Source organism: Ensifer sp. Root142, from assembly GCF_001426785.1.
Lineage (GTDB): Bacteria > Pseudomonadota > Alphaproteobacteria > Rhizobiales > Rhizobiaceae > Ensifer > Ensifer canadensis.
The window spans coordinates 19344-46332 of record NZ_LMFK01000004.1; the positions used below are offsets into that span (position 1 = coordinate 19344).

Sequence of the window (26989 nt, forward strand, 5' to 3'; positions counted from 1 at the left end):
CCATCCACGGCGGTCCGTTCAAGATCACCGCGCGCGCCCGATAGGTTCCGCACCGCCAAACAGGATTCACGATGCAGCTGATGTCCATGCCGGTTGTCGCCGGCATATCCCTGGGCGTTGCGATCATCACGATCTTCTCCCAAAAGCACCGTGGCAAAGCCGCCGGCGAAAGGGCGCTCGTCTCCCTCGGAAGCTTTCTCGCGAGCCTTCTTGTGCTGTTCATTCTCAACTTCGCGATCTTCTGCGTCCAGCAATCCTAATGCACGTCCGATCGAATCTGTTGAGCGATGCCGGCCGTATCATGTCGCGCAAAGACATGTGCGGCGACACCAGCGCCGCAAACAGCCCTGATGGCGTCCCGTCAACGTCGCGCGCCAAGGCCACGAGGCCACTTGGCCCGTTGACACGGATGGTATGCAGCACCGCGCTTTACGGTTTCCTTATTCCCAAACTCCCTCTTCCCAAGCGATTTTCTATGCACGCTTGGGCTAAGTGTTGCCGCGCCCCGACGCGTGATCAGTCGGTGCGCCAATGAAATATCGGCCGAGGCAGCGCTCGAACGCCACTGCCATGCTTGCGCCGCTTTCGGGTGGCTTGAGACGCCGGCCCCCTTTCCTTTGCGGCGTCACGGCCAGCAGCGATGCCTCAAGGAGCAAACGACAGATCCTATGACGAGTATCAGACGATGAAGATGAGAAACGCATTCAGGCTTGCGCCAAAACAGAGCCGGAGATTGCCCACCGAGTATTTCATTCTGGCGAATGTGCGTTTCGAAGGGCAGGTCGTCGGATACCTCGCCGGACGGCCAATCCGCGAAATAGCGACCGACGGCGGCGGGCTTCGATACCAGTTCGTCGGCGTCGCCGCGCGCAACGCTGCCGGAGGTCCGGACGTACAGTCGCTGCGCAAGGGCGAATGGATCGTTCAACCGGGGCTGGTCTATGCCAGTATCGGCGACGACGTCGTCGCTTCTGCAGACCGCGCCGCCTGACACCGGTCGAAGTGTCGGGGAAGCTATCGAATAGGACCGCAATGTCTATGTAATCTTGGCAGATTAGCTCCGGGGTAGACAATTCGAACCCGGGATCGAACATGCCCTTTTGCAAAGCGCGCGGCACCTTCGCCGCCATCGCTATCACCGCAGCCCTGATTCTGACCGGCTGCGCCTCCACCGTGATGAAGAACTATATCGGCCAGACGGTGGAATCGGTCGTCATCGACTACGGCCCGCCGACCGCCGTTCTTGACCTCGGATGGGATCAGCGCGCCTACCAATGGCGCAAGATCTCCACCAATGTCGTTTCCGGCTCGACGAGCGGCGAGATTCGCGACACGCGGCGCGGCCAGCGCTATGAAGAGACCGTAACGCCGGGCTATGTCGAGGAGCAGGAGTGCTTCTATACATTCTACGCCCGACAGCAGGGCGGCCGCTGGTATGTGACGAACTTCCGTCAACCGAAGCTCGAATGCGAGTGAGCGCTTCAACTCGCCCCCGATTTGAGAAATGATGCATTCGACACCGCGGCTCCGGCGCTTTCGGAACCGCATTCAGGAGAGATCGGCATGCGCATCCTGCTGCTAGAGGACGAGCCCGAAATGGCGTCGGCCCTGAAGGCCGCGCTCGAGCGTCGGCAGGTGATCGTCGATCATGTTTCGACGCTCGCCGACGCCGAGGCCGTGGTCGAGCTCTGGTCCTACGACGTAATCGTACTCGATCGCCGCCTTCCTGACGGCGAGGGCCTCAGCCTCATTCCGAAGCTGCGCGCGCTGCGCGTCGAAGCGCCGATCATGATGTTGACGGCGCTCGGCGCCATCAACGACCGCGTCGCCGGTCTCGATGGCGGTGCCGACGACTATCTCGCCAAACCGTTTGCGGTCGAGGAACTGATGGCGCGCCTTCGTGCACTTGGTCGCCGTCCCGTCACGCTCAAGTCCGACCAGATCATGGTTGGCCGCCTGACCTATGATTTCCGCCATCGCGAAGCGGTCGTCGACGACAAGCCGCTCGACCTTCTGCGGCGGGAAAGGCTGGCGTTGGAGGCGCTGATGCGCCGCCCGGGCCGCACGGTCCTGCGCGCAACGCTGGAAGATTCCGTCTATGCCATGGAAGACGAGATCGATTCCAACGCGCTCGATTCCCACCTTTCGCGGCTGCGACGAAAGCTCGAAGAGGTCGCAGCCGGCGTCGAGATCAGGGCAATCCGCAACCTCGGCTATCTCCTGCGCGCAACGGCATGAGAAAACCTCGCTCGCTTCAATGGGTCCTGGTGCGCCGCCTGATCCTGCTGCAGGCGGCGACGTTCGTCGCCTTTATCGCCCTGCTGGCTGCGATCCTGACGATCGCCCAGCCTCGGCTGATCATCGACAACGAGGCGGCCATCAAGCACCTGTCCGAGGCGGTGGCGCGCGACAAGAGCGGCGGCCTCATTGTGCGCGACACCGAGGAGCTTCGTGCGTTCCGGGAAGACTTCCCCAATCTCTGGTTCATCATCCGCGATGCCGACGGGCATGTGGTCGAGCAAGGCAGCGTTCCGGCCGCCTATGAAGCGGCTGGTGGAGAGCTGTTGAAGAATATCGGCCGCGCGACGCTGCGGTTCGATCAGGGCGACCTTCGACCGGAAGCCGCCCTTGCCAATGTCGACACCGATGTCGGCCGAGTGCAGATCCTTGCCTCCTCGATCTCGTCGCGCGACGAGAACGATGGGCTCGAAGTCGAGATCAACGTGAACGCCGAGATGGCAAAGGATGCCAATGGCAATCCGGACTGGCTTCGCGTGCTGCCGGTCCTGGCGCTGCTTATCCTTTGCCTGCTGCTGCCGATCATCCTGGTGATGGGCGTCGCCACGTTGGTCACCACGCCGGCCGTTGTGCGCCGCTCGCTTGCCGGTCTCGTTGCGACAGCCGATCAGGCCGGGCGGATCGATATCGACAATCGCGCGGTGCAGCTCGAAACCGCCCAGGTGCCGACGGAAATCGCGCCGATGGTGCATGCCTTCAACAACGCGCTTTCTCGTCTGGACGAGGGTTACGACCAACGCAATCGGTTCCTGACAGACGCGGCCCATGAATTGCGCACGCCGATCGCCATCCTTCGCACCCGCGCCGAATTGCTGCAGGAAGATCCGCAGAGTGCGCGGCTAAGGAAAGATATCGAGCGGCTGTCGCATCTGGCCCAACAGCTTCTGGAACGCCAGGTGCTTGAGCACGGCAGCGGCACCCGCGAGGTCGTCGACCTTGTGGCGCTCGCCAAAACGTTGGCCGCCGACTTCGCGCCGCTCGCCTTCGAGGCCGGCTACGAACTGGCCTTCGAGACGAATGCGACGCGGCCAGTGCCGGTCAGCATTCATGTTCAGCAAATCGAGCAGGCGGTCGCCAATCTCCTGCGCAACGCCGTCGAGCATGGCGCCAATCGCGGAACGATCACCGTACTGGTCGACGCCCGCGGCGGGATCGAGATCCATGACGAGGGTCCCGGTATTCCTGAGGACGAGCGAGACCGTGTCTTCGAACCCTTCTACCGCCTGCGCCCGCGTTCGAGCGGCGCTGGCCTCGGGCTCAATCTGGCCCGCGAAATCGCCCGGCTGCATGGCGGTCGTATCGATATCCTCTACGGTTCGTGGTCCGGCGCGCGGATCAGGCTGCAATTGCCGGTGGTCGACGGGCATCACCTCGCGGCGCTTTCGACCACCTCCGCCTGAACAGCACCGGGCGGCAGTCGGTCGGTCGAACAAGGCGTCAACGGCTTTGCAACTTTTCAGATCACTTTTCGCCTTAGCCCTTATCAACGGTCGGCCGATGGTCCACATATGTCTCGGCGTTTCGAGGTCAGCGTTCTCCGGAGCTTCCGCTTCGAGAGCAGCAAGGCCGTCAGAACAGAGTGGAGAATTGCGATGCAGACTTCATCCGAGGCAATGGCCGGACCGCTGCACGACAGCGGCGCCCGTCCCATCGACAGCAAGGGAATTCTCGACTGGCTGATCATGGAGACCCGTGACCAGCGCTTCATCGACAATATTTTCGTGGATCTGTGCGAACGACTGGTCCAGGCCGGCGTTCCGCTCGCGCGGGCCACCCTGCATTTCCGGATCCATCACCCGCAGTGGCTCGGCGCCCGCATCCTTTGGCGCAAGGGCCTGACGGAGGCGGATATCCGCATGTTCGATTATGGTGTCGAAGACACGACGCAGTATCTCAACAGCCCGCTCTATGCCGTCAACAACGGCGCCAGCCAGGTTCGCAAGAACCTCGAGGCGGCAACCGACGATGAGGTGCCGAACTCGCTCTATGAAGAACTCCGTGCCGACGGCTTCACCGACTACGTCGCCTTGCCGCTGGAACACACGCTCGGCAAGCGCCACGTGGTGACCTTCGCCAGTGATCGTAAGGGCGGCTTCGAGACTGTTCATCTCGAGGTTCTCACCAGTCTGTTGCCGGTTCTGGCCCTTGTCAGCGAAATCCGGCTGAAGAACCGGATGGCGCGAACGCTGCTCGAAACCTATGTCGGGCCGCATGCAAGCGAGCAGATCCTTGCCGGTGCGACGACACGGGGGAGCGGCGTGACCGTCAGCGCCGCGATCCTGATCTGCGACCTTCGCGACTTCACCAAACTATCCGACCTCTGGCCGCGCGATGATGTGATCGAGTTGCTCAACGGTTACTTCGATGCCATGTCCGAGCCGATCGAGCGGCATGGTGGCGAGATCCTCAAATTCATGGGCGATGGCCTGCTGGCGATCTTCCCGCTCAGCAATCCGCGGGCCTGCGAAAACCTGCTGCAGGCAATCGGTGAGGCGGAGGTCGCGATCGCCACCCTGAACCAGGAAAATCTGGCACGGGGGCGCGAGGCCCTCGGCTACGGCATCGGGGTCAACGTCGGCGATGTGATGTACGGCAACATCGGCTCTCGCCGGCGGCTCGACTTCACAGTGATCGGACCGGCCGTCAATATCGCTTCGCGCCTAGAGAACCTGACAAAGCAGGCGAAGCGCCCGGTGCTGCTGTCACGCGCCTTCGTCGAATTGGCGGGACGCACGCGCGACATGGAGCATTTGGGCGCCTTTCCCGTGAAGGGCCTCGACGATCCGATTGACGTCTTCGCATTTTCGTCCGGCACCGCTCAGGCGGCGGAATGATCGGTGCAGAGTCTTGGTTTTTGCCAATCGGGCGGGCGCGACCGTTTAAGGCAACCGCTCGCCGACCCAACGCGCGACGGTCTGCGCCATCGTTTTCAGATGATCTGCAGCGGAATAGCCGGAGATCGTCTTGCGTGGTTTGAGATCGTGGTCGCCATCTTCGAGCCAAAGGATTTCTATTGCACCGGACAGGGGGTATCCGGGGACCTCCTCGCGCGTGCCGAATTCGTCGCGCGTGCCCTGGCAGATCAGCGTCGGCGTCTTCAACTCCCCGAGGTGTTTGGTGCGCAGCTGATCGGGCTTTGCTGGAGGATGGAACGGATAGCCGAGGCAAAGCAGGCCGATGATTTTGCCTTCGGCATAGAGCTCGTCAGCAATCATGCTGGCGACACGCCCACCCATCGATTTGCCGCCGATTAGCAACGGGCCGACCGCACCAAGAGACGCCACGGCGGCCCTGAACTCCGGATTGAGCGTTTCGGCGCGCGGTGGCGGTTTGCGGCCGCCTGATCGACGCCCCGCCATGTAGTCGAATTCGAACCGGGCCACACGAAAGCCTTCGGCAGCCAGCGCTTTGGCCGATGCGGTCATCGAAGCCGAATCCATCGGCGCGCCGGCACCATGCGCCAGCAAGATGGTCACCGGCGCATTCTCTGGCCCATCAAACAACATCGTCTTTTCCATCTCGACACCATCCGGCGTATCCGCCAATGAAATGCTGACTTTTATGCTGCGCCAGCGTCTTTTGGTCGACGTGGCTCGTGGGTCAACGTGTTTTCTACTGCATGTTTCCTTAAATCGTATCCGATTTAAGGAAACATGCAGTAATTCAAAGTGCTACAGCAACCTTTGCGCGTCTAAATAAGACGCGCGGCGCTGTAGCATGTCGAGCGCCGTGAGCCAGGGGTGCAGCGTACCATAAGCAGTCACGATCGATTGCCGCAACCAGTCGCGCTGCAACGCACTCAATAGCGGTAGGCAGGCCCCGAAATCGAACTCGTCTTTTTGTCGGGGCGTTTTTGCCTTGTAGAACAACTGGACCTCAACAGCGAGGAACGGTGGATCCCCGCCAGCCGCCATCGCGCTGATCGGCCGGGTCACCAGAGGATTTCGGCGCGAACGCCAGCTTTCCCCATTACTGTGGTCGAACATCAGTTGAAAGCGCCATGGCCCTTGCCGCTCGCCACGGCACCAGACATCGTTTACCGTTTTCGGCAGGCTTTCCGTTTCGCTCCACCGGCGCAAATGCCCCGGCGGATCCGCAGCCCAGCAATCCCATTGCCGAAGAAAGGAACGAACGTGCGCGCTGTCTCTCTGCAGCACGAGGATATCGATGTCGCCGTGACTGCGAAAAGGGCGACCGACGAAATGCTCGATCGCATACCCACCAGCGATCCACCAGGGAAAGGGTGCGGGCGCGAAGAGTACCGCGATGTCTTCGGGCAACAGCGGCTCCCACGGTTTTTCATGTTCCTTCATCCGCAGATCATTCCCGTCTTGCTATTCTGGCCGCTGTGACACTGAACGGAACTTTCTTCGTGACTTGCCTGTTAAAGAACAGTTGAAAGCCGTTCAGGTGCTCAGATGTCCGGCAAGATCGATGCCTTTTCCCGATTTGCCAATGCCGTTTCGAAACAGTCCGGCAAGCCAGGCACATTCGCATTCGCAGTCGGTGCCGTTCTCCTGTGGGCGGCCACAGGTCCGATCTTCGATTTTTCCGAGACCTGGCAATTGGTGGTGAACACGGCGACGACGATCATTACATTCCTGATGGTCTTCGTTCTTCAGAACTCTCAGAACCGCGACAGCGCCGCCCTTCAGGCCAAACTCGACGAACTGATCCTGACCAGCTCGGCCGAAAACGAATATATCGGGATCGAGAAACTTGAGGAACATGAGCTGGAACGACTGACGGAACTCCTGAAGCAGCATGCGCGAGATGCGCACGATCACGCGCTTCACCAGAAAATTTCAAATGCCGTCGGCAAGAAACGCAAACGGCGAGTCGACCCAGCGGCGTGAGACAGCGCGTCGTGTCGCGGCAACCGTGCGGCGCTCGATCTAACCGAGCGGGCTCGGCGCAAATTGCGCCACCAATTCATGTCGATCACCCGGATAAGTCAATCGCACATGGGTGACCGGGGCGCGACCGCTCCAGGTGCGCCGCTCGATGACGAGACAAGCGGCGCCTGTCGAAATGTCGAGCGCCTGCGCCGCGTTGCGTCCTGCCGCCACGGCCCGGATGCGATGTTCGGCCGTACTCCACGGCACCTTTCCGAGCAGCCAGGAACCGGGCGCTGACGTCTCGAAAAGCTCTGTCTCGGCTTCGGGAACAGCCGCCAGGCTGATAAGCCGCTCCTCGAAACAGAAGGGGCGACCGCCGGCGAAATGCCGGCAACTCACTTCGAGCAGTCTTGCAGACGGCGGCAGGTCGAGCCGACCGGCATCGCTGCCCTCGGCCTTGCGGATGCTGCGTTCATCCAGGTGAAAACTGTAATCCAGTCCAAGGGACTGAACCTCCAGCTTGACATCGTGGATTTCCATCACCGCCGACTGCACATGCGGGAAAGTGACGTAGCTCCCCGACTTGCGCCGCCGCTCGATCAGTCCGCGTTTGACCAGTTCGGTCAGCGCCTTGTTCACGGTCATGCGCGAACAGCCATATTGCTCGGTCAATTCATGCTCGAACGGGATGCGATGTCCAGGTGGCCACGCGCCGGAAAGAATGTAACCTTCCACATCACCGAGGATTCTCTGGTGCAACGAAAGCGACTGGGGCTGGTTGCCCACTTCGTCGGCTGGCTGATCGCTCGGAATGTCGGCACCCTCAATGGTTTGCTGTTGCCGGCAAGCTTAAACATTTCCCGGCGCCGCGACAGCCCTCCCCTCGCCCTTTCCCGCTTTTTCGCCAAAGCTTCCTCGGCCCTCGGGTTACGCGACGGGTGGCTGCAGCTTATGTAAGCGGCGCACGCACTTCCAACCGCGGACGCAAATCCTCGCGACACAGCTAACGGCAGCACCAATGACGCTTGCCGAGATCAGCCTCACTTCGGCGGCGTCCACCCCAAGCTGGGCGATAACTGCCCCGCGGCTCGCCCATTCCGGCGCCGGCCTCCACCATACTACCTTATTGTAATTTATGGCTTTATTTTCGTGTTCGGCATTATTCGAAGCCGAGCGTTCAGCCGTTGCCGCCGAGTTGGCTCGATATCGCTTCTTGGACAAGAAGAGCGCGGGCGGTTGACAGCTGTCAACGTTGACGGCCAATCATTTTGGGCGCGTCATAAGCTCCCTGTTTCGCAACGAGGAGACGCAATCAAAAGAAGGTCCAGCGGCAAAGCGGCGTTCGGGCCGGACCCTATGCGACGGCTGCATTGGCCACCGCACATTTTGGGCAACCAGGGTCGTATCAATAAAACAGATGCCAGGGCGTCAGGAAGGCGCGGGCCCATTCCTGATCGCGATCGCGCTCACGATCGTCAGCCGGTTCGTGTGGCGTCAATTCAATGCGCGGCTTTACCGACTGCACGACGGCCTTCGGCGCTGGCGGCTCGAGGTAACCAAGTGTCATCCCGCCGAGATAGAACATGCTGCATCCCTTCCAGTCCACCTGACATCATCCTCATCGCACCACGATCTTGCCACAATTCAACTCGCTGTCAATAGTCGACTAAATCCATATTTTAATAGCCACAGTTTGCGATGGAGCATCAAGGCAGCGTTCTTCTCCCCCTCGGCTGCAAAACAGGTGCGCGCGCCGTTCGCGGGGAGCTGTAGTTGCTGGTTGGAATCGGGCCGACATGTTAACAACCTGGTCGGCCGTCGCACGAGTTGTCCGCGGACAACTGGCGCCATTGCGCGCCCTCCGTTGCTTGAGCCGGCAACACGGCCATTCGGCTATCCATTTGTACATTCAGGCCGAATCGGATCATAGTGCATCTGCGCATATTGCCTCGATATGACAATATTTGCGCAGTTTTTGGAGAACTCGATGTTGCAGCAGAAAATCCACGGCCTCGATGTACAGGAGCATTTGCCAACGCTCCTGGCTGCCGATGCCATGGAACTTGCGCACCAACTCCAGCAGCATCAGAAGAAAATCTTCCCGCCGCAAGCGCAAAAGACGTTGCGACTTTTCAGTCCGGCCGAGGCGGCCGCCTTTATCGGGATCGCCGAAGGCTACCTGCGCCAGATCGCCTCGGAGGGCCATGGGCCCGAGCCGTTGCCGAATGGACGCCGCATGTATGCGATCTCGGATATCGAGCGCATTCGACGTGTTCTCGACGAAGGTGGCAAGTCGGGAAAATACATTCCGCATCGCCGCGGCGACGAGCGGCTGCAGGTCATCTCGGTCATGAACTTCAAGGGCGGATCGGCAAAGACGACCACCTCGGCGCATCTTGCGCAATACCTCGCACTTCGCGGTTACCGCACGCTGGCGATCGATCTTGATCCGCAGGCTTCACTTTCGGCCCTGTTCGGTCACCAGCCGGAACTGGACGTTGGCGAGGCGGAAACGATCTATGGCGCCATTCGCTATGAGAACCCTCGCCCGATCGCAGAGATTGTCCGTTCCACCCATTTGCCCAATCTGCATTTGATCCCCGGCAACCTCGAACTGATGGAATTCGAGCACGAAACGCCGAAGGCCATGACCAGCGGTTCGGCGGAAACCATGTTCTTTGCGCGTATCGGCGACGTGCTGGCCGATATCGAGAGCTTTTACGACATCGTCATCATCGATTGCCCGCCGCAGCTTGGCTTTCTCACCATGTCGGCGCTGTGCGCGGCGACATCGGTGCTGATCACCGTGCACCCGCAGATGCTCGATGTCATGTCCATGTCCCAGTTTCTCTCGATGACCAGCGAATTGATGCGCGTCGTCGAGAACGCCGGCGGCCGGACCAGCTATGACTGGATGCGCTACCTCGTCACCCGGTTTGAACCCAATGACGGTCCGCAAAGCCAGATGACCGGTTTCATGCGCTCCATCTTCGGCAATCGCATGCTGCACAACGCCATGGTCAAATCGACGGCCGTTTCCGACGCCGGCGTGACCAAGCAAACGCTATATGAGGTGGAACGCTCGCAGTTTGTCCGCGGCACCTATGACCGCGCGATGGATTCCCTGACGCTCGTCAATGGCGAGATCGAGGACCTCCTGCGCAAGGTGTGGGGAAGGAAGTAACCCATGGCCCGCAAGAACCTGATCGGTGTTTCAGACAGTCATGCTGCAGATGGCGAGGATAATCGTCCGCTGGCCGGACGGCCGATCATCGGCCTCGATCCCGGCCAGCGACCACACAGCCCGATCGGCGGCATCACCCGGTCTCTGTCGAACATCACGCAGAAGGTGGAGCGAGCTCAAGAACTTGAACGCCAGCTTGCAGAAGGCCTGGCGGTGATAGAGCTCGACCCGGATCTGGTTGACGTTTCCTTCGTCGTCGATCGCCTCGGCGTCGCGGCCGATGTCGAACGCTCGCTGCTCGAACAGATCCGGGATCACGGACAACAGGTGCCGATCCTCGTGCGCCCGCATCCCAACGAGGACGGGCGTTATCAGGTCGCTTACGGCCATCGTCGTCTTGCCGCCACGCGTGAGCTTGGCAGCAAGGTCAGAGCTGTCGTCCGTGACCTCAGCGACGAACAGCTGGTGATCTCGCAAGGGCAGGAAAACAACGCTCGCACGGACTTGTCCTTCATCGAGCGGTCGCTGTTCGCCACCCGTCTCGAAGACCGCGAATTCTCGCGTGACGTCATCATGTCATCGCTTGGCGTCGACAAGGCGGCCCTGTCGAAGATGATTGCGATCGTGCGCCGGCTACCCATCGATGTGATCGAGGCAATCGGTGCCGCGCCGGCCATCGGACGGCGGCGCTGGGCGGAGCTTGCAGAGCTTGTTGAGAACGACGATGAGCTCATCAAGACCAACGCGTTCTTAGGGCGCACTGAATTCCTGGCAAGGGAGAGCGATCAACGGTTTGAGACGCTGTTTTCCTTCCTGAGCACTGTGAAGGCCCGGAGCCAGGCAGTTCCTTGGGTGGCGCCAGATGATACGCGCCCGGTGCGCATCCGAGAAACAAACAGCGAAACGACGCTTTCCTTCAACAAGAAGGTGGCGCCCGGTTTTGCAGATTTCGTGAGGCAGAGGCTCAAATCTCTGTACCTCGAATATCAAGAGGAAACAGGAGACTAACAGAGCAAAAGAAAAAGGCTTCCGAACGACTAGCGCAGCGGAAACCCTTCTCTCGTGTAGCAACTAGAGAATCCCATTTCCGCGAATCACTGTCAAGCGTTTTTAACGTCGTTTCGGCGAACGGACTTCTTTTGCCTTTGAAAAGGTGAAGAGAGATGGAGCGTGGAAATGTGACGACGCCCTTCGGGCGGCGCGCGATGACGCTTGGCATGTTCGCAAGCCAAGTCATCGCGAGCGAAATCGATTCGCAGCAGCCGATCGATAAATGGAAACTGTTTCGGACCGTCTGTGAAGCCAAGGCTGTCGTCGGCGTGTCCGACCGTGCCTTGGCCGTACTCAATGCGCTGCTCAGCTTCTACCCGAAGGTCGAGCTGACGTCAGGCAAGGGGTTGGTGGTGTTTCCATCAAACAACCAATTGGCCCTGCGCACCCATGGCATGGCAGGCACCACACTGCGTCGCCACCTGGCAACATTGGTGGAGGCCGGCCTTATCCTTCGCAAGGATAGCCCAAATGGCAAGCGTTACGCCCGTAGAGATACAAAGGGCGCCATCGGCGACGCCTTCGGGTTCGATCTGTCACCGCTGCTTGCACGCGCCCATGAATTGCAAACGGCCGCAGCCGCAGTCGCTCTGGCCCGACAGGAGGCGCAGCTTGCCCGTGAGCGTCTCAGCCTTTGCCGTCGCGATCTGACCAAGCTCATAGACGTGTTGCGCGAAACCGACCAAACTTCCAACTGGGACAACCTTCAAAGCCGTTATCTTCTCGCCGTCGACACCCTTCCGCGGAAACCTGGCCTCGCTGAAATCGAGCCTGTGCTCAAGCAACTGGACGCGTTGCGCGCGGAAGTGCTCAACCAATTGGAAAAACTGGTAAATCTAAAAATTTCGGACACCAATGATAGCCAAAATGGCTGCCACATACAGAGTTCACATCCAGACTCTTCTACTGAATCTGAACCGGGCTTTGGAAGTGACGCTGTGACGTTCTCGAACTCACGCCAAACGTCCGACAGCATGGCCGTTGTGCAGGCGAGCAATCGGACGGCAATTGCAACAGACGCGGCCTCCCAGACCGAAACACCGGAGGTGACACGGGGTAAAACGCATCAACCTCCGCAAACCTTCCCGCTATCAACCGTGCTGAAAGCCTGCCCTGATATCGTCGACTATGGTCCTGGCGGTAAGGTGCAGTCCTGGCGTGATCTGATGGTGGCTGCCGCTGTGGTCCGTTCCATGCTCAATGTCAGTCAGGGAGCGCATGATGAAGCGTGCCGGGTGCTCGGCCCAGAAGCGGCCGCGACGGTGCTGGCATGTATCCTCCAGCGCTCGCCGCACATCGCGTCTGCCGGTGGTTACCTGCGGGACCTGACGCGGCGATCTATGCGACAGGAGTTCGTGGTTGGGCCGATGGTCATGGCGTTGTTGCGTGCCAATCCCGGCAGTATGGCGCTAGCCAGCTGAGCTAGACCAACGCGGCTGTTTCGACGGACGTTGACAGCTGTCAACTGCGGCTAGTTGTGCGCCTCATTCGGCAATCAATGTCCAATGAGGCGGACTGGTGGCCGACCTGTGCAGGATGTTGAGATCGAGTTTGCCGGGTCCAACACCTCGCAGCAGCCGATCCCGATCCCTGCCAAATTGCAGCGTGCGCGGCGCTGAGTACCGGCTTGCGACGGGCAACGTTAGATCGGTCCCTTGGTGAGTTGACAGCTGTCAACGGTTTCACCTCAGGCCATCCGAATGGAAAATACCACAACCACCAGCCCGCTGCAGATCCGTACACTTAACCTCTATCGACGAGAGGGTCGTCCAGTTCGCGGACTTCTGATCAAGGACTGCCCCACCGGCTCCTGTCGTCCCCGGCAGAAAGATGGCACAAACGCTGAGGCTGCAAGGTGTCTACACCCGCAAGCGGTCCACAACCTCAACCGCGTCCTGAGGCCGTGCAGGCATGAAGCTGCCCAACCGCACCTTCAGACGAGCATTATTCTGTCAGGCATTGCATCGGGTGAGTTTCCCCGCGCGCTCGGGGTGTGACGGGGCGAAACGCGATCTGGCAAAGTTCTAATGCATTGAGGCTCCGGACATGCCGGAGGGTTGCCTTATGAACCGTCGATAGATGTGATTGGTCTTTGGCCTGAATTTGTTGTTACCCCCTGGCGGGGCCGATGTTGACAGCTGTCAACGCATGACGGGCCGTTTTGTCGGAAAGTGTCGCTCCTACACATTCGGCAGCATGAACGAACGCAAGCCGCTGCGTGGGCGCCATGCCCTTCGCGATGCTAAGGCGAGTTAGTTTCGCCAGAGCGAGAAAGCGCCTGCGTGATAGGTTGCGCAATGCCTTTTCGGCCCAGAGAAGGGCAGGGGCCATCTGTCGCATAGACGAGTGTTGACAGCTGTCAACACGCAGACGTTCGTCTGGCATCCCCACCTGCAATGCTGGTTGGGATTATGGCTTCTTCTCGAACCGCTATCCGTCCGCAATCCTGTCCGGCCTGACCTGTCGACTTCGATGACCAAAATCCCTTCACGACCGTCTTTCGAGACGTTAGCCGAATGGAAAGGAAATGCTGCTATGTTGGCAATGCTGGCCTTCCTGCGTTGCGAATGGCCCTCAAGAGCGTACAATGTGATGGTCGAATTCGTCGATTCGAATCCGGTTTGCGCTCATTTTAAGCGCTAAGAAGGCCATTCTAGCCTTCCGTACTGGTCAACGCAGAAACCCGACGACAAACATCCCGGTATCCGCTAAAACGGCATGTCATGTGTGTCGGAAGAAAACTCTCCGTTTTCCTTCCGTTTGCCAGAAATAGCGTGTGATTGTAATGCGATACCAAATCCCGGAATTAGTGCTGCAGACGCTGTTTTCCGCAACGATCGAGGCTGAAGATCGCCTCGCGCGGCTGGATGAGCGTGCCGGACGCCATCCCGTCGCCGAAGGCTTTCGCGAGCGTGGTCAGTTCTTCGACGCGGCCGGTGCCCTCTGGGTTGCCGGCGAGTTGGTCCATGTCGAGGATCTGGTGCTGCATGATGCGCATATGGATGCCCGTGCGCCGACACACGAGTTGACGATCGCGCATGCTGTCTTGCGCGCGCGCCGGAGGATCTGGTTGTCCGACCCTGATTGGGCGCTATCGTCCGCCGGTCTGGCGGTCCTTCGCGGCGAACAAGTCGGCGGCGAGACACCGTCGATCGAGATGGACCGAGGCGTTCCGCCGGGGACGGCGGATGACGATAATGTCATCGCTGACGGCGATGACGACGACAATCCGCTTTCCCTCGAGTTCGCGGAGATCGATGCGGCGATCGCGCGATCGCAACGTCTGCTCGATGAACAGGCGGATGAAGTCGGTGACAGCGGATTTGGGGGGACAGAGCGCCCGTCCGCCTCAGAGCCCAAGGGACAGTTGGGGCTGCTTTTCGATGACGAATGGGACGAGGGCGCGCGGCTCGAGGCGTGGCGATCCCTGATTGCGGCTGCGGACCGAATGCCGGCCTGCCTTGGCGCGGCGATGCTCTTCGATGCCTGGGAGCAGATCGAGCCGCTTCGCAGGCAGCATTGGCTGGGAGGGTTGCTCGTTGGCGCCTACCTGCGCGCGCGTGGTAAAGTGACGTCGCATCTCATCAGCTTCCATACGGGCCTGAAGACAATTCGCCACGAACGGCGTCGTGCAAGAGATCAGGAGGTTCGGCTGAGGGCGTTTCTGGAGGCTCTGGTTCTCACCGGCGAACTTGGCCTCAAGGAGTTGGATCGACTGTTTCTCGCCAAGACCCAGATGGAAATGCGCGTGCGCGACCGTCGCTCAAATAGCAGCCTGCCGGGCCTGATCGAGCTTCTGCTGTCTCGGCCGATCGTTTCCGCCGGGCTGGTGGCGCGTCATGTCGGCGTCACCCAGCGGGGCGCGCTCAATCTTGTCCGCGAACTTGGGGCCAAGGAAATGACCGGCAGGGGGCGTTACCGCGGTTGGGGGATATTGTAGCCGGTTGCGCAGTTGCACGGGCGGCAAACGGTCTTGACCGGATGTTCGGCTCGCCTCGGCTTTGTAGGTCAACTCAGGCGTCAGCTCTTGATCCTTGAACGACGGTGCCACGGTCGACGGCGGGCAGCAAAGATCGCAGCGCAGCCCGATTATTCGGCATAGTCCTACAGGCGATCCGGACCAAAGTTCTTGATCCGGGGGGCATCGAATGCCCAATGACGCTGGCCGCGGCCGTGATGCCGCTTGCTGCTCCCTGCCGGCAATCAGCCGAGCAGGTTGCGGATCGTCCGCATGAAGGCGCGGGCGCCCACCTCGATCAGTGCATCGGGAAAGTCGTAGTCCGGATTGTGCAGGCGAGGGTGGTCCTCACCTGCACCGAGGAAGAACATTGCTGACGGGGCGACGCGGCCGAAAAGGCCGAAATCTTCCGATGCCTTCATCGGCAGGGCGGTCGGGCCTGCGTCGTGGCCAATCCGCTCCTCGCCAAGAGCGCGGCGCAAATGGTCGACGGCCGCCGGCGCGTTGCTGCACTGATGGAAGATATCCTCGTAGGCGATCGACGATGTGAGCCCGCCGGCCGTCGAATGTTTATGGACGAGAGCTTCGGCACGCCTCACCAGCTCACCCATCCGCTCGTCCGTCAGCGTGCGCAATGTTGCCCAGATCTCTGCATGGCCGGGGCTGATGCCGAAGGCGGGTTCGCCGAGGCGCGCGTGGGTCACGGTTACCAGCGTGAAATCGGCATCGAGCGAACCGCCGGCGCCAAGTGCAGTCAACTCACTCAGGAGATGAGCCATGGCGAAGGTCGGGGCGACGCCATCTTCCGGGCAGGACGCGTGCGCGGTCTTGCCCGAAAGCACGATCCTCATGCCGCGCGAGGCGCAATTGACCGGCCCTTCGGCCAGCGCAACGTGCCCCAGCGGTAGGCCGGGAAAGTTATGCAGCGAAAACACAAAGTCCGGTTTCAGTGGCTCGAATTTAGGATCCGCCAACACGGCGGCGGCACCGGCACCATTCTCTTCGGCCGGTTGGAAAAGCAGGATCGCCCGCCCGCGCGCCGGTCTTTTCCGAGAGAGCCCTTTGGCGAGCGCCATCAGGATTGCCATGTGGCCGTCGTGTCCGCAGAGATGTCCCTTGCCGGTGATCTCGGATCGGTGGGGCAGGGTGGAGAGTTCTTCGATCGGCAAGGCATCGAGTTCGGAGCGGATCATCACGGTCGGACCATGGGTCGCTCCCTGATAAACGGCCGCCACCCCATGCCCGCCAAGATCAGTGACAATCGCGTCCGGTTGGCTCGACCCCAGAGCCTGTGCGACCATTCTGGCCGTCTCGACCTCTTCGCCTGATAGCTCCGGCTTGCGATGGAGTTCACGCCGAAACGCGGTGATCTCGTCCAGTTCGCCACCATTCAAAAACATGCGCAATATCCCAACCAGTGTCCGCCTCGGTGGGGCGTGTCGATCGAGCCCCGATATCGGCAGGGAATGTGAAGCGGCGCTCCAGCTCTGTCTAGTCGGGAATGATCAAAATGCCGAGGCCGTTGCGCTAAGATGGGCAGCCGGTCTTCGTCTGTCGGGAGATCAGATCGGCCGACGCCGCTGTAACCCAATCGACTTTCTCCACCGCCCGGAAAGCAGGCGGTGGAGAGATCGAGGAGGGCCGCTAAGGTCCTTATTCTCCCGAGGCGGCGTCCGCCACCAGACGCACCAGCATCTTGCCATGGTTGGCACCCCTGAAGAGGTCGATGAAGGCGGAGGGCGCATTTTCGAGACCGTCGACCACGGTTTCGCGGATTTTGACCTGACCCGCCTTCAGCCAACCGACCATGTCGCGATTGAAGTCGGCCGAGAGGTCGAGATGATCCGAGCCGATCAGGCCCTGCATGCGGATGCGCTTTTCGATGGCGGCGAAGATGTTTGACGGTCCAGGCTGCGGCTGTTCGGCGTTGTAGCCGGAGATCATGCCGCAGAGCACGAAGCGGGCGTTGACATTGGCGACTGCCAGCGCGGCCTCCAGATGCTCGCCACCGACATTGTCGAAGTAGATGTCGATGCCATCAGGCGCCGCCTCTGCAAGCGCTGCGATCAGGTCAGGCGTTTCACGGTAGTTGATGACGGCGTCCACACCCACCTCGTCGATGAGCCATTTCGCCTTGTCGGCCGAACCGACCGAGGCAACGACACGCAAGCCCTTGCTCTTGGCAATCTGGGCGACGATGCTGCCGACCGCGCCGCTTGCCGCCGAAACGAAGATGGTCTCGCCGGCCTTGATCTTGGCGATCCGCGTGAGCCCGGCATAGGCGGTGAGGCCGGGAAAGCCGAGCGCGCTCAGATAGGTCTGCGGCGCGATGTCGGCGTCGGCGATCTTGGTTGCGCCGTTCGCCGCAACGATAGCGTGATCGCGCCAACCGGAGAAATGCACCACCCGGTCACCAATTAAAAATGCCGGATCGTTCGAGCGTTCGACCACGCCGACGGCCGCTCCTTCCAATGCTTCGCCGAGCTTGAAGGGAGGGATGTAGGTTTCGCGATCGACCATGCGACCACGCATATAGGGATCGACGGACATCCAGGTGTTGCGAACGAGCAGCTGGCCGGCCAAGGGCGTTGGCAATGTCGTCTCGACAAGGTCGAAATTGGCGGGGGTCGGTAGACCGTGCGGTCGGCTGTTCAGGCGGATTTCACGCGTGTTGGTGCTCATTGTCGTTCCTTTCGTTGAGGGTCTTGATGGGAGGGGGCGGCGCCTATGAGGCCGGTATGGTCGCGCGGGCGCTGTGTCCGGCGCCAAGCGCTTGCCCGAGTTCGAAGGCGGTTGCGAGGTTGCGCAGGCGGGCCGCCCTGTCGCCGTTTTCGACGTCGAGAAACAGATGCGTCTGCAGGTCGCGAATGCCGCTGAAATGGAAGATCCCGTGTTCGATCTGCGCGGCGATGGCGGTGCGATAGCCGTGTTTCTCGTAGACGCCAGGCTTTGATCCGCCCGTGGCGATCAGGCGCACGGATTTGGTCGCGAGTGGCCCTGAAAATCGGTCCTCCGCCCCAAAGGCCCAGCCGTTGGTGAATACCCGGTCGATCCAGCCTTTCAGGACGGCCGGCATCGACCACCAGTAGACAGGGAAGGCGAGCACCAAAGGACATCGGCGCGCTCGACCCGTAGCTGTTCGCGACGCACATCCTGCGGAACCGGCCCCTCTCCGCGATAAAGCGCCAGATCCGCTTCCGTCATCCGCGGGTCGAATGCCTCCCGAAACAGATCTGCCCATTCGACGGTTGGCGCTTCCTGGCTCTGCACGCCTGCGAGGTAGCGCCCTGCCAACGATGCCGCGAAGGATGGGCTGCGTGGATCGGCTGTTACGATGAGAACATTCACGGCTGATCTCCTGTCTGCTGTATGGCGCTATACAATCAGGCAGTGGATCGATAAAAAAGTTCGATTTTTAGCGCTAAATGATCGAATGGATAGATGTATGTCACCTCGTATCTCCCTGGATCAATGGAAGGCTCTGGTCGCTGTGGTCGAGGCGGGAGGCTTCGCGCAGGCGGCGGAAGCGCTGAACAAGTCGCAATCGACCGTCAGCTACGCGATCCGGCAGATCGAGGAGCGCCTGGGCGTCTCGGTTTTTGAGATCGAGGGCCGCAAGGCGCTGCTGACGCGCCAGGGCCATGTGCTCTACCGGCGCGGCAAATCGCTCGTCGACGAAGCCTCAAGACTGGAGCGCGCGGCGATGAACCTCACCAAGGGTCAGGAGCAGGAACTTCGCCTTGCGGTCGAGGGGCTGTTTCCCACATGGCTCTTGCTGCGCTGTTTGGACCAGTTCGCAGCCGAATACCCGGAGACGCGGATCGAGCTTTTCGAAACCGTCATGGGCGGCACGGACGAAATGCTGCTCTCGGGCGCCGTCGATCTTGCGGTCTGCGCCGATACCCTGCCGGCCGGCCACAGGGGCGAGGTGCTGATGCGCTATCGGGCGATCGCGGCTGCCGCCCCGTTCCATCCGCTGCAACAGATCGGCCGCGAACTGGCAATGGAGGATCTGAAAGGGCACCGCCACCTTGTCATCCGTGACAGCGGGCTGCAACGGGTGCGCCATAGCGTCTGGAATGTGACTGAACAGCGGCTCACGGTCAGCCACAAATCAACATCCATACGGGCGGCCTGCATGGGCATGGGCTTTGCCTGGTATCCGGAAGACTGGATCCGCGAAGAACTGGCCGCAGGCCAGCTCAAGCCCTTGCCGCTCAGGGAAGGGGCGGAGCGCTGGGGCGCGATGTATCTGGTTTATCCCGATCCTGATGGTGCCGGACCGGGTGCCCGCCGGTTGGGCGATATCATCATCCACGCGGCACAGGGCGTCGCATGAGCGATTGACCTGGGTCGAACAGCTATCTTCGGGCGCCACCAACGAGCGAGATCGAGCGCGCCGCGGCGGTCACCAGCGGAGCAAAGCGTTCTTCCGTTTCCTCCGGCGTGTAGCGGCTGCGCGATACCGCGATGTTGATCGCGCCGTAAGGCGTGCCATTGGCATCCAGCACCGGTGCGGCGATCGATAGGTCGCCGTGGAAATATTCCTCGAAGGCGGTGGCGTAGCCCTTGGTCGCCGATTGTTTCAGCTTTGTCTTCAGCGCATCGATGTCCCATGTCGTGTGCGGCGTAAACGGGTAGAGATCCGATTTTTCGAGGATTGCATGGGCGGTCTCCTCCGGCAGGCCCGAGAGGATGGCGATCCCCGGAGCCGTGCAATAGGCCGGCAGCCGCGTGCCGGTGATGACGTCGTTGTTCAGCACGTGACGGCTCATGAAGCGCGACACGAAAACAATGTCGGTATCGTCGAGCACGGTCAGGTTGACGGTTTCTTCGGTGGCTTTGCTCAAGTGCAGAAGATAGGGCATGCCCCGTTCGACGAAGCCGCTGGCGCGCGTGTAGTGATAGCCGAAATCAAGCGCCTTCACCGTCAGCTCAAAGCGCTTGGTATCGGCGTTCTTGCCGAGATAGCCGAGCTTGGCGAGCGTGTGCGTGAAGCGCTGGGCGGCGCTCATGTCGAGCCCGGTTTCCTCGGCGATCTGTGACAGGCTGAGGTTCGGGCGGCGACCGTCAAAGGCTCTGAGAACCCTGAAGGCTTTCTCGACCGACTGCACCAGCAAGGGATCGCGGTCTTCTCCCGGCGTTTCGTTTTCGTCTGTCGCAGCCTTGTTCGCCTTGCGCGCCATGTATCCCCGGTCCCTGCGGTTTCCCACATATCGATAACAGAATCGCCAAGCATCGGAAAAGGTGCTTGACAGCTAAAATAAACCTAATCACACTATGACATAACAATTATCGCATTGCAATAGTTGTTTAATTGCAACGGAGAAAATCATGGACCGCTTCATCCTGACAGAACGGCGTGGCGAGGTCGGCGTCATCACGCTGAACCGCCCCGAAATCCTCAATGCCTGGCACAGCCCGATGCGCCAGCAGCTGGTTGCTGCCTTCACGTCGTTCGAAGAAGACGAGACGGTCCGCGCCATTATCCTGACCGGTGCCGGTGATCGTGCGTTCAGCGCAGGCCAGGATCTGAACGAGACCCGCACGTTCGACGGTGCCCGCGGGCAGGAGTGGGTGGGCGAATGGGAACGGCTCTATGATGCGATGCGCTCGCTGTCGAAGCCGCTGATCGCGGCACTCAACGGTGTTGCCGCCGGTTCTGCGTTTCAGGTGGCACTTCTCTGCGACTTCCGCGTCGCTCATCCGGGCGTGCGTATGGGGCAGCCGGAAATCAATTCCGGCATCGCCAGCACCACAGGCCCGTGGATGATGCGCGAGATGATCGGTCTTTCCCGCACCATCGACCTGACGCTTAGCGGTCGCCTGATGCAGTCGGATGAATGCCAGGCCATCGGCATCATCAACCGCATCGTCCCGCAGGAACACGTCATGGATGAAGCCCTCTCGCTGGCCCGTGAACTCGCCGCCAAGCCACCGGTCGCCATGCGGCTTGACAAACAGCGCTTCAGGGAGATGACAGAGGCTGGTTTCCGCGACTGCCTCGAAGCCGGCGCTCGCATCCAGCGCGAAGCCTACGCCTCCGGCGAACCGGCGCGGATGATGGAACAGTTTCTCGTACGGCGTGCGGCAAGCAAGGCCTGACAAGGGCCAGGCCGCTTATGGGAGGCGGCGCGCAATCCAAAACAAGAGGGTAGAACAATGACCAGCAACAAACGCATACTGATTGACCGCCGCAGCCTGTTGAAAATCGGCGGAGGCCTGGGCGTCGCCCTGGCCGCGCCTGCCGTCTTCACGCGGTCCGCATTTGCCGCCGAAACCCTGACCGTCGCCGATCCCGGCGGCCCCTACAGCCCCGGTTACCGCAAGGCATTCTACGATCCCTTCGAACAGGCGACCGGTATCAAAGTTATCAATGTTGCCCGCGACGCCGAACCGACCGCCCAGTTCCGGGCGATGGTCGAGACGCAGTCCTATAGCTGGGACGTCTGCACGCTGACGCTTTCCGCCCGCGACATTCTCGAAAAGCGCGACCTGCTCGAGCCGATCAACCTGCCGGCAGCCGACGTTCCCGGGCTGATGCCCGACGCCCTGACCGAGCTATGGCTTGGCGTCGACGTCTATTCCACCATCATGGCCTATCGCACCGACCACTTCGACGCGGCCAACGGTCCGAGTTCCTGGGCCGATTTCTGGAATGTCGAGAAATTCCCGGGGCGGCGTGCCCTGCGCAAGAACCCGATCGATACGCTGGAGCAGGCGTTGCTGGCCGATGGCGTGCCGATCGCCGAACTCTACCCGCTCGACATCGAGCGCGCCTATGCCAGCCTCGAAAAGATCAAGCCGCATGTCGATGTCTGGTGGACAGGCGGCGCCCAGTCGAGCCAGTTGATCCAGAGCGGCGAAGTTGACCTGATCGCCCTGTGGAACGCCCGGGCCCAGGCGGTGATCGACGGTGGTGCGCCGGTCAAGATCGGCTGGAACCAGGGGCTCTACTCGATCGAGGGCTGGGGCATTCCGAAAGGCTCGCCGCGTGCCGATATCGCCCGGCAGTTCGTCAAGTTCTGCGCCGATCCGAAGCAGCAGGCGCTCTTTACCGAGTTCCTCGCCTACGGCCCGACGAACCTGAAGGCCTATGAGCATATTCCGGCAGAACGCGCTGCCGCCCTGCCCACCTCCGAGGCCAATCTGAAGGTCATGACCATTGCGCGGGAAGACTGGTGGAGCGCCAACCGTTCCGAAATGACCGAGCGCTTCAACGCCTGGATCCTGGGTTAAGGGGAAATCTGATGCTCGCGAAGCCCGAACAAGCCACTCGCCCAAAACTTCTCGTCGACGGATTGGCCAAGAGCTACGGCGCCACCGTTGCTCTCAAGCCCACGCACGTCGCGGTCCAGACCGGCGAGTTCCTGACGCTTCTCGGGCCTTCGGGCTCCGGCAAGACCACCTTGCTGCAGATGATCAGCGGGCTGGTCCTGCCAACGGAGGGCCGCCTGTTCATCGACGGCAGCAATGAGACGGAAACGCCGGTACACAAGCGCGACATCGGCCTCGTTTTCCAGCACTACGCCCTGTTTCCGCATCTGACGGTCGCCGAGAATATAGGCTTTCCCTTGAAGATGCGCGGCAAGAGCACTGCCGAGATCGACAGGCAGGTCAAAGGCGCACTCGACATGGTTCAGCTCGGCCATCTGGCCGGGCGGTTCCCGCGCGAACTTTCCGGCGGGCAGCAGCAGCGCGTGGCGCTTGCCCGCTGCTTCGTCTACCAGCCGTCGATCATCCTGATGGACGAGCCGCTGGGCGCGCTCGACAAGAAGCTTCGCGAGCATATGCAGTTCGAGATCAAGCGGCTGCACCGGCAGACCGGCGCCACGATCATCTATGTGACACATGACCAGGAGGAGGCACTGGCGCTCTCCGACCGCATCTGCCTGATGAATCATGCCATGGTCGAGCAGATCGGTCCGCCGCAGGAAATCTACGCCCGGCCACGCACCGCCTTTGCCGCCGATTTCATTGGCATCTCCAACATCTTCCGCGGCCGCGTCGAGCTTGGCTCGGGCGGTGTCGCGCACCTTTCGACCCCGAGTGGACGCTTCCGGATCGATGGCACCGGCCTTTCCAACAATGCCGAGATGGCGCTGGTGGTGCGGCCGGAGCATCTCGAACTCGGCTCGACCGGCGCAAACGAGATCAGCGGTCGCGTCGCAGAGGTCGTCTATGCCGGCTCTGAAACCCGACTGCTCGTCGACATCTCTGTCGGTGAGCTGGTCACGGTTCGTGTCCTTCCCGGTAAGCCGTTGCCTGGTATAGGCGACAACATCACGCTGAACTGGGCGCCGGAAGCCGCCGTGTTGGTGACGCCATGACCGCGGCGGCTGTCTCCACTCCGCGCTCTGTGCGCTCCAACCGCTTCCGCTTTGGGCCGCTTTGGCTGGCAGCGCCCGGCCTTGCCTTCCTTCTGATTTTCTTCCTCGTTCCCGTCGCAAGGCTGATGGGCCTCAGCCTCGAGGACGCCGACACCGGCGCGATGACCGCCAGCCACTATGCGAGGATCTTCGAGACCGACGTCTATTTCCGCGTTCTGTTGATCACCTTCCGCATCGCCGGACTGACGACGCTCTTCTCTCTGCTTCTCGGCTATCCCCTGGCCTACTGGTTGTCGCGCTTGCCGGATCGGACGCGCGGCACGATGATCCTGCTCGTGATGGTGCCCTTCTGGACGAGCTACCTCGTCAAGAGCTTTGCCTGGGTCATCGTGCTGGGACGCACCGGGATCATCAACCAGATCGGCCTGGGATCAGGTGTGCTCAGCCAGCCGCTGGAGCTGTTGCACAATGAACTCGGCGTTATGATCGGCATGGTTCATGCCATGGTGCCGCTCGCCATCCTCACCATGCTGCCTGTCATGACCGGCATCGACCGCCGGCTGACGCAAGCATCGGCAACGTTGGGCGCGACGCCTGCGAAGGGCTTCTGGCTCGTCTATTTCCCGCTTTCGCTTCCGGGTGCGGCGGCTGCCGGCCTGCTGACCTTCATCTCCTCGCTCGGCTTCTTCATTGTTCCGGCCCTGCTTGGTGGGCGTCAGCAGACGATGCTCGCTCAATTGATCATCGTCCAGGTTCAGGAAATCCTGAACTGGGCCTTCGCCGGGGCTCTTGCCGCGATGATGCTGCTGGCGGCACTGGTGACGTGCTGGGTTTACGATCGGGTGTTCGGGCTCTCCAGCCTTTCGGGCGAGCCGTCCGACGGCAAGGCCGGCAAAACCGGTTTCCTGCGCGCCCTTGGCCTGGCGATCCTCGATCGGGTGGCGAGCATCAGCAGCGCCATTGCGTCCGGCAGCCACCGGCTGTTGGGAGCGGCGGTTTCAAGCCGCATGCTCGGCATCTACAGCGTCTTGCTGTTCGCCTTCCTGATGCTGCCGACGCTCGTCGTCCTGCCGATCGCCTTTACCAGTTCGCAGTTCCTCGAGTTCCCGCCGCCGGGATATGGCCTGGAATGGTTCCGGACCTATTTCACCTCCGACCTCTGGGTCGCGGCCACCATCCGCTCGTTCGGCGTCGCCTTCGCGACCGCCATCGTTGCAACGGTGATCGGTGGCTTTGCGGCGCTGGCGCTTGCCCGTTCGCGTTCGCGCTGGCGCGGCATCATCTTCGCCTTCTTCCTGGCGCCGATGATCGTGCCGCGTATCGTCATTGCCGTCGGCCTGTTCTACCTCTTTGCCCAGATGGGACTTGTTGCCACCGACCTTGGCCTGGTGATCGGTCACACGGTGCTGGCGCTGCCCTTTGCCTTCGTCGCCATTGCCGCTGTGCTGAAGAGCTACGACTGGCGGCTCGACCAGGCTGCGGCAACCCTTGGGGCAAATCGGGTTCAGGCCCTGCGGTTCGTGACCGTGCCGCTGATCAAGAGCGGCCTGACGGCAGCGTTCCTCTTTGCCTTCATCACCTCGTTCGACGAGCTGACCGTGGCGATCTTCGTCAGCGGCGGCGTCAAGACGACCCTGCCGAAGCAGATGTGGGATGACATGATCCTGCAGCTCAACCCGACGCTCGCGGCGGTTTCGGTCGTCGTCTTCATCGTCGTGACAACACTTCTCCTGGCGGCGGAAAAACTCCGCCGCTCCACCTGACACCATATCCGAGATCCTCCTATGACCGTATCTCTCGAAGGCTTCCTCGGAAGCTTCACGACCAAGGCTGCCCGCAAACCGGAACAGGTGTTCGCCCGTTTCAATGGCGAGCCGATCACCTTTGCCGCCCTCGATACGATGTCGGCAGCACTTGCCGCCGACCTCCGCCAACGCGGCCTGAAATCCGGTGACCGCGCCGCCGTGATGATGCGCAATTCGCGCCTGTCGCTGGCCGTGCTCTTCGGACTTGCCAGGGCCGGTGTCGTCTGGGTCCCGGTCAACGCCCAGCTTCGCGGCGAAGGCCTGCGCTATATCCTGGAGCATTGCGAGCCGGGCGTCGTCATCTGCGACGCTGAGCTTGCCGAAACCATCAATGAAAGCGGTGCTGCTGTGCCCGCTGCCGGGATAATCCTTGCAGGCGAACAGGCTGGCCCGGCGTCGCTGGAAGCAATTCTGTCGTCGGGTGGTGTCGCTTTCAATGAGGAGCCGCCTGCGGCCGACGATCTGTTTGCGATCATGTATACTTCCGGCACCACCGGCCGACCGAAGGGCGTGCTGGTGACCCACGGCATGATCCGGCTTGCGGGCGAGGCGGTGCGCACGCTTTCGGTGGGAGGGCCGGGCGACGTCTTCTTCGTCTGGGAGCCGCTCTATCATATCGGTGGCGCCCAATTGATCGTGCTGCCGATCATCGAGGACCTGTCGCTCGCCATGGTCGACAAGTTCAGCGCCAGCCGCTTCTGGGATCAGGTGCGCACCTATGGTGCCACCCATATCCACTATCTCGGCGGCATTCTGCAGATCCTGCTGAAGCAGCCGGAAAGCGAAGATGACCGCAAGCATCCGGTGCGCATCGCCTGGGGCGGCGGCTGCCCGAAGGAGGTCTGGCCGCAGTTCAAGGAACGCTTCGGTGTCGAAATGCGCGAATGCTACGGCATGACGGAGGCCTCCAGCATCACCACCTGCAACGCCACCGGCGTCGTCGGCGCCGTCGGGCAGCCGATGCCCTGGTTCTCGGTCGATATTCTCAACGAAAAGGGCGAGCCGGTGCCGGCAGGCGACAAGGGCGAGATCGTCGTGCGCACCTCGCTTGAGGGCGCACTGTTCAAGGGATATCTGCGCAATCCGGAAGCGACGGAAAAGACCCTTCGCAACGGTGCGCTTCATACTGGCGATTCCGGCTCCTTCGATGTCGACGGCAATCTCTGGTTCCACGGTCGGCTCACCGACAGTGTGCGATGCAAGGGCGAAAACGTCTCCGCCTGGGAGGTCGAGCATGTTGCCGCCGCCTACCCAGCGGTCGAGGATTGCGCCATGATCGGCGTTGCCGCCGATGTCGGCGAGCAGGACATCAAGCTCTTCGTCAAGCCGAAACCCGGCAGCGCCATCGATCCGATCGATCTGTCAGGATGGCTGGCCCATCGGCTCSCGCCCTACCAGAACCCGCGCTACATTGCCGTCGTCGACGAATTCGAGCGCACGCCGAGCCAGCGCATCATGAAACACCGGCTGCCCGCCGGTCTCGACAATTGCTGGGATCGGCTGGCACGACAGTAGGACCGAGGTGT

The 26989-nt window shown here is 61.3% G+C and carries 27 protein-coding genes; 18 read left to right on the forward strand and 9 right to left on the reverse strand.

The features are described 5' to 3' along the window. Window positions 1-71 precede the first annotated feature (71 nt). The 6 genes from ASD52_RS07490 to ASD52_RS07515 all read left to right on the forward strand — a co-directional run bounded on the left by ASD52_RS07490 (window position 72) and on the right by ASD52_RS07515 (window position 5132). The gene (locus ASD52_RS07490; RefSeq protein WP_057212641.1) at window positions 72-260 is read left to right on the forward strand and encodes a hypothetical protein; all 189 of its coding nucleotides are present in this window, start codon (window positions 72-74) and stop codon (window positions 258-260) included. 431 nt (window positions 261-691) lie between these two features. After that, the gene (locus ASD52_RS07495) at window positions 692-991 is read left to right on the forward strand and encodes a hypothetical protein (protein ID WP_051509308.1); all 300 of its coding nucleotides are present in this window, start codon (window positions 692-694) and stop codon (window positions 989-991) included. A gap of 101 nt (window positions 992-1092) precedes the next feature. Further along, window positions 1093-1476 carry a hypothetical protein gene (locus ASD52_RS07500; RefSeq protein WP_057223736.1) on the forward strand — a complete coding sequence of 128 codons (384 nt, stop codon included), beginning with the start codon at window positions 1093-1095 and terminating at the stop codon, window positions 1474-1476. A gap of 87 nt (window positions 1477-1563) precedes the next feature. Then, on the forward strand, window positions 1564-2238 hold the full coding sequence (locus ASD52_RS07505) for a response regulator transcription factor (protein ID WP_057212644.1): 675 nt from the start codon (window positions 1564-1566) through the stop codon (window positions 2236-2238). Further along, window positions 2235-3698, forward strand: a complete 1464-nt coding sequence (locus tag ASD52_RS07510; protein ID WP_057223738.1) for a HAMP domain-containing sensor histidine kinase — start codon at window positions 2235-2237, stop codon at window positions 3696-3698. The genes ASD52_RS07505 and ASD52_RS07510 overlap by 4 nt, the downstream gene beginning before the upstream one ends. Before the next feature lie 213 nt (window positions 3699-3911). Beyond that, the gene (locus ASD52_RS07515; RefSeq protein WP_244494186.1) at window positions 3912-5132 is read left to right on the forward strand and encodes an adenylate/guanylate cyclase domain-containing protein; all 1221 of its coding nucleotides are present in this window, start codon (window positions 3912-3914) and stop codon (window positions 5130-5132) included. Window positions 5133-5177: 45 nt separating this feature from the next. On the opposite strand, the gene ASD52_RS07520 is transcribed toward ASD52_RS07515, so the two are convergent. Both ASD52_RS07520 and ASD52_RS07525 read right to left on the reverse strand, forming a co-directional pair. Further along, a complete protein-coding gene (locus ASD52_RS07520) occupies window positions 5178-5816 on the reverse strand; it encodes an alpha/beta family hydrolase (RefSeq protein WP_025429628.1) in 639 nt (212 codons plus the stop codon). Between the two features lie 153 nt (window positions 5817-5969). Further along, complete coding sequence (locus ASD52_RS07525) at window positions 5970-6611, reverse strand: hypothetical protein (RefSeq protein WP_025429629.1); 642 nt, start codon at window positions 6609-6611, stop codon at window positions 5970-5972. Between the two features lie 105 nt (window positions 6612-6716). On the opposite strand from ASD52_RS07525, the gene ASD52_RS07530 reads away from it, so the two are divergent. Beyond that, the gene (locus ASD52_RS07530; RefSeq protein WP_057223740.1) at window positions 6717-7154 is read left to right on the forward strand and encodes a low affinity iron permease family protein; all 438 of its coding nucleotides are present in this window, start codon (window positions 6717-6719) and stop codon (window positions 7152-7154) included. 39 nt (window positions 7155-7193) lie between these two features. Here the strand turns inward: ASD52_RS07530 and hutC are convergent, their stop codons facing one another. After that, complete coding sequence (hutC, locus tag ASD52_RS07535; RefSeq protein ID WP_057206141.1) at window positions 7194-7922, reverse strand: histidine utilization repressor; 729 nt, start codon at window positions 7920-7922, stop codon at window positions 7194-7196. Between hutC and ASD52_RS39060 the strand changes: the two genes are divergently transcribed. Beyond that, the gene (locus ASD52_RS39060; protein WP_162254151.1) at window positions 7812-8093 is read left to right on the forward strand and encodes a hypothetical protein; all 282 of its coding nucleotides are present in this window, start codon (window positions 7812-7814) and stop codon (window positions 8091-8093) included. The two genes, hutC and ASD52_RS39060, sit on opposite strands and share 111 nt — an antisense overlap. Window positions 8094-8541: 448 nt before the next feature. Here the strand turns inward: ASD52_RS39060 and ASD52_RS07540 are convergent, their stop codons facing one another. Next, window positions 8542-8742, reverse strand: coding sequence for a hypothetical protein (locus ASD52_RS07540; protein ID WP_244497436.1), 201 nt, complete (start codon window positions 8740-8742; stop codon window positions 8542-8544). A gap of 381 nt (window positions 8743-9123) precedes the next feature. Here ASD52_RS07540 and repA point away from each other — a divergent pair, with 381 nt between their 5' ends. From repA to ASD52_RS07560, 4 genes are all read left to right on the forward strand, one after another. Further along, entirely contained in the window at window positions 9124-10320 is a 1197-nt protein-coding gene (gene repA / locus ASD52_RS07545) for a plasmid partitioning protein RepA (RefSeq protein ID WP_025429634.1), read from the forward strand. A 3-nt stretch (window positions 10321-10323) separates the two neighbouring features. Next, a complete protein-coding gene (repB, locus tag ASD52_RS07550; RefSeq protein WP_057223744.1) occupies window positions 10324-11328 on the forward strand; it encodes a plasmid partitioning protein RepB in 1005 nt (334 codons plus the stop codon). Window positions 11329-11483: 155 nt separating this feature from the next. Then, window positions 11484-12791 (forward strand): plasmid replication protein RepC, encoded by a 1308-nt coding sequence (gene repC, locus ASD52_RS07555; RefSeq protein ID WP_057223747.1) that lies wholly within the window; start codon window positions 11484-11486, stop codon window positions 12789-12791. A 1364-nt stretch (window positions 12792-14155) separates the two neighbouring features. Further along, the gene (locus tag ASD52_RS07560; protein WP_025429638.1) at window positions 14156-15310 is read left to right on the forward strand and encodes an RHE_PE00001 family protein; all 1155 of its coding nucleotides are present in this window, start codon (window positions 14156-14158) and stop codon (window positions 15308-15310) included. Window positions 15311-15573: 263 nt separating this feature from the next. Here the strand turns inward: ASD52_RS07560 and ASD52_RS07565 are convergent, their stop codons facing one another. From ASD52_RS07565 to ASD52_RS39240, 4 genes are all read right to left on the reverse strand, one after another. Continuing rightward, window positions 15574-16728, reverse strand: coding sequence for an amidohydrolase (locus tag ASD52_RS07565; protein WP_057223748.1), 1155 nt, complete (start codon window positions 16726-16728; stop codon window positions 15574-15576). A 253-nt stretch (window positions 16729-16981) separates the two neighbouring features. Further along, a complete protein-coding gene (locus ASD52_RS07570; RefSeq protein ID WP_057223750.1) occupies window positions 16982-18010 on the reverse strand; it encodes an NADP-dependent oxidoreductase in 1029 nt (342 codons plus the stop codon). Between the two features lie 43 nt (window positions 18011-18053). Next, window positions 18054-18434, reverse strand: coding sequence for an NAD(P)H-dependent oxidoreductase (locus tag ASD52_RS39235; RefSeq protein WP_200954012.1), 381 nt, complete (start codon window positions 18432-18434; stop codon window positions 18054-18056). Then, window positions 18389-18676 (reverse strand): NAD(P)H-dependent oxidoreductase, encoded by a 288-nt coding sequence (locus tag ASD52_RS39240; RefSeq protein ID WP_200954014.1) that lies wholly within the window; start codon window positions 18674-18676, stop codon window positions 18389-18391. Before ASD52_RS39240 ends, ASD52_RS39235 begins: the two co-directional genes overlap by 46 nt. Window positions 18677-18773: 97 nt before the next feature. Between ASD52_RS39240 and ASD52_RS07580 the strand changes: the two genes are divergently transcribed. Beyond that, entirely contained in the window at window positions 18774-19667 is an 894-nt protein-coding gene (locus ASD52_RS07580; protein ID WP_057223754.1) for a LysR family transcriptional regulator, read from the forward strand. A 22-nt stretch (window positions 19668-19689) separates the two neighbouring features. On the opposite strand, the gene ASD52_RS07585 is transcribed toward ASD52_RS07580, so the two are convergent. Beyond that, window positions 19690-20514 (reverse strand): IclR family transcriptional regulator C-terminal domain-containing protein, encoded by an 825-nt coding sequence (locus ASD52_RS07585; RefSeq protein ID WP_025429642.1) that lies wholly within the window; start codon window positions 20512-20514, stop codon window positions 19690-19692. A 148-nt stretch (window positions 20515-20662) separates the two neighbouring features. Here ASD52_RS07585 and ASD52_RS07590 point away from each other — a divergent pair, with 148 nt between their 5' ends. Genes ASD52_RS07590 through ASD52_RS07610 form a run of 5 tightly spaced genes read left to right on the forward strand, consistent with a single transcriptional unit; the run spans window position 20663 to window position 26978 of the window. After that, a complete protein-coding gene (locus ASD52_RS07590; protein WP_057223756.1) occupies window positions 20663-21433 on the forward strand; it encodes an enoyl-CoA hydratase/isomerase family protein in 771 nt (256 codons plus the stop codon). A gap of 57 nt (window positions 21434-21490) precedes the next feature. Beyond that, window positions 21491-22567 (forward strand): ABC transporter substrate-binding protein, encoded by a 1077-nt coding sequence (locus ASD52_RS07595; protein ID WP_025429644.1) that lies wholly within the window; start codon window positions 21491-21493, stop codon window positions 22565-22567. 11 nt (window positions 22568-22578) lie between these two features. Further along, on the forward strand, window positions 22579-23658 hold the full coding sequence (locus tag ASD52_RS07600) for an ABC transporter ATP-binding protein (RefSeq protein WP_025429645.1): 1080 nt from the start codon (window positions 22579-22581) through the stop codon (window positions 23656-23658). After that, window positions 23655-25421, forward strand: a complete 1767-nt coding sequence (locus ASD52_RS07605; protein WP_057205839.1) for an ABC transporter permease subunit — start codon at window positions 23655-23657, stop codon at window positions 25419-25421. The genes ASD52_RS07600 and ASD52_RS07605 overlap by 4 nt, the downstream gene beginning before the upstream one ends. A 21-nt stretch (window positions 25422-25442) precedes the next feature. Continuing rightward, window positions 25443-26978 (forward strand): AMP-binding protein, encoded by a 1536-nt coding sequence (locus tag ASD52_RS07610; RefSeq protein ID WP_057223758.1) that lies wholly within the window; start codon window positions 25443-25445, stop codon window positions 26976-26978. Window positions 26979-26989: the final 11 nt, after the last annotated feature.

What these genes read in the sequence shown, in the direction of transcription:
- ASD52_RS07565 (WP_057223748.1), bottom strand. Translation starts at nt 16,728, where the DNA reads ATGTTTTTGAATGGTGGCGAACTGGACGAGATCACCGCGTTTCGGCGT.
- ASD52_RS07500 (WP_057223736.1), top strand. Translation starts at nt 1,093, where the DNA reads ATGCCCTTTTGCAAAGCGCGCGGCACCTTCGCCGCCATCGCTATCACC.
- ASD52_RS07560 (WP_025429638.1), top strand. Translation starts at nt 14,156, where the DNA reads ATGCGATACCAAATCCCGGAATTAGTGCTGCAGACGCTGTTTTCCGCA.
- ASD52_RS07515 (WP_244494186.1), top strand. Translation starts at nt 3,912, where the DNA reads ATGGCCGGACCGCTGCACGACAGCGGCGCCCGTCCCATCGACAGCAAG.
- ASD52_RS07495 (WP_051509308.1), top strand. Translation starts at nt 692, where the DNA reads ATGAGAAACGCATTCAGGCTTGCGCCAAAACAGAGCCGGAGATTGCCC.
- ASD52_RS07510 (WP_057223738.1), top strand. Translation starts at nt 2,235, where the DNA reads ATGAGAAAACCTCGCTCGCTTCAATGGGTCCTGGTGCGCCGCCTGATC.
- ASD52_RS07530 (WP_057223740.1), top strand. Translation starts at nt 6,717, where the DNA reads ATGTCCGGCAAGATCGATGCCTTTTCCCGATTTGCCAATGCCGTTTCG.
- ASD52_RS07520 (WP_025429628.1), bottom strand. Translation starts at nt 5,816, where the DNA reads ATGGAAAAGACGATGTTGTTTGATGGGCCAGAGAATGCGCCGGTGACC.
- ASD52_RS07590 (WP_057223756.1), top strand. Translation starts at nt 20,663, where the DNA reads ATGGACCGCTTCATCCTGACAGAACGGCGTGGCGAGGTCGGCGTCATC.
- ASD52_RS07490 (WP_057212641.1), top strand. Translation starts at nt 72, where the DNA reads ATGCAGCTGATGTCCATGCCGGTTGTCGCCGGCATATCCCTGGGCGTT.
- ASD52_RS07605 (WP_057205839.1), top strand. Translation starts at nt 23,655, where the DNA reads ATGACCGCGGCGGCTGTCTCCACTCCGCGCTCTGTGCGCTCCAACCGC.
- ASD52_RS39060 (WP_162254151.1), top strand. Translation starts at nt 7,812, where the DNA reads ATGCTCGAACGGGATGCGATGTCCAGGTGGCCACGCGCCGGAAAGAAT.
- ASD52_RS07585 (WP_025429642.1), bottom strand. Translation starts at nt 20,514, where the DNA reads ATGGCGCGCAAGGCGAACAAGGCTGCGACAGACGAAAACGAAACGCCG.
- ASD52_RS07525 (WP_025429629.1), bottom strand. Translation starts at nt 6,611, where the DNA reads ATGAAGGAACATGAAAAACCGTGGGAGCCGCTGTTGCCCGAAGACATC.
- ASD52_RS07505 (WP_057212644.1), top strand. Translation starts at nt 1,564, where the DNA reads ATGCGCATCCTGCTGCTAGAGGACGAGCCCGAAATGGCGTCGGCCCTG.
- ASD52_RS07570 (WP_057223750.1), bottom strand. Translation starts at nt 18,010, where the DNA reads ATGAGCACCAACACGCGTGAAATCCGCCTGAACAGCCGACCGCACGGT.
- ASD52_RS07580 (WP_057223754.1), top strand. Translation starts at nt 18,774, where the DNA reads ATGTCACCTCGTATCTCCCTGGATCAATGGAAGGCTCTGGTCGCTGTG.
- repA (WP_025429634.1), top strand. Translation starts at nt 9,124, where the DNA reads ATGTTGCAGCAGAAAATCCACGGCCTCGATGTACAGGAGCATTTGCCA.
- ASD52_RS07600 (WP_025429645.1), top strand. Translation starts at nt 22,579, where the DNA reads ATGCTCGCGAAGCCCGAACAAGCCACTCGCCCAAAACTTCTCGTCGAC.
- ASD52_RS07595 (WP_025429644.1), top strand. Translation starts at nt 21,491, where the DNA reads ATGACCAGCAACAAACGCATACTGATTGACCGCCGCAGCCTGTTGAAA.
- repC (WP_057223747.1), top strand. Translation starts at nt 11,484, where the DNA reads ATGGAGCGTGGAAATGTGACGACGCCCTTCGGGCGGCGCGCGATGACG.
- repB (WP_057223744.1), top strand. Translation starts at nt 10,324, where the DNA reads ATGGCCCGCAAGAACCTGATCGGTGTTTCAGACAGTCATGCTGCAGAT.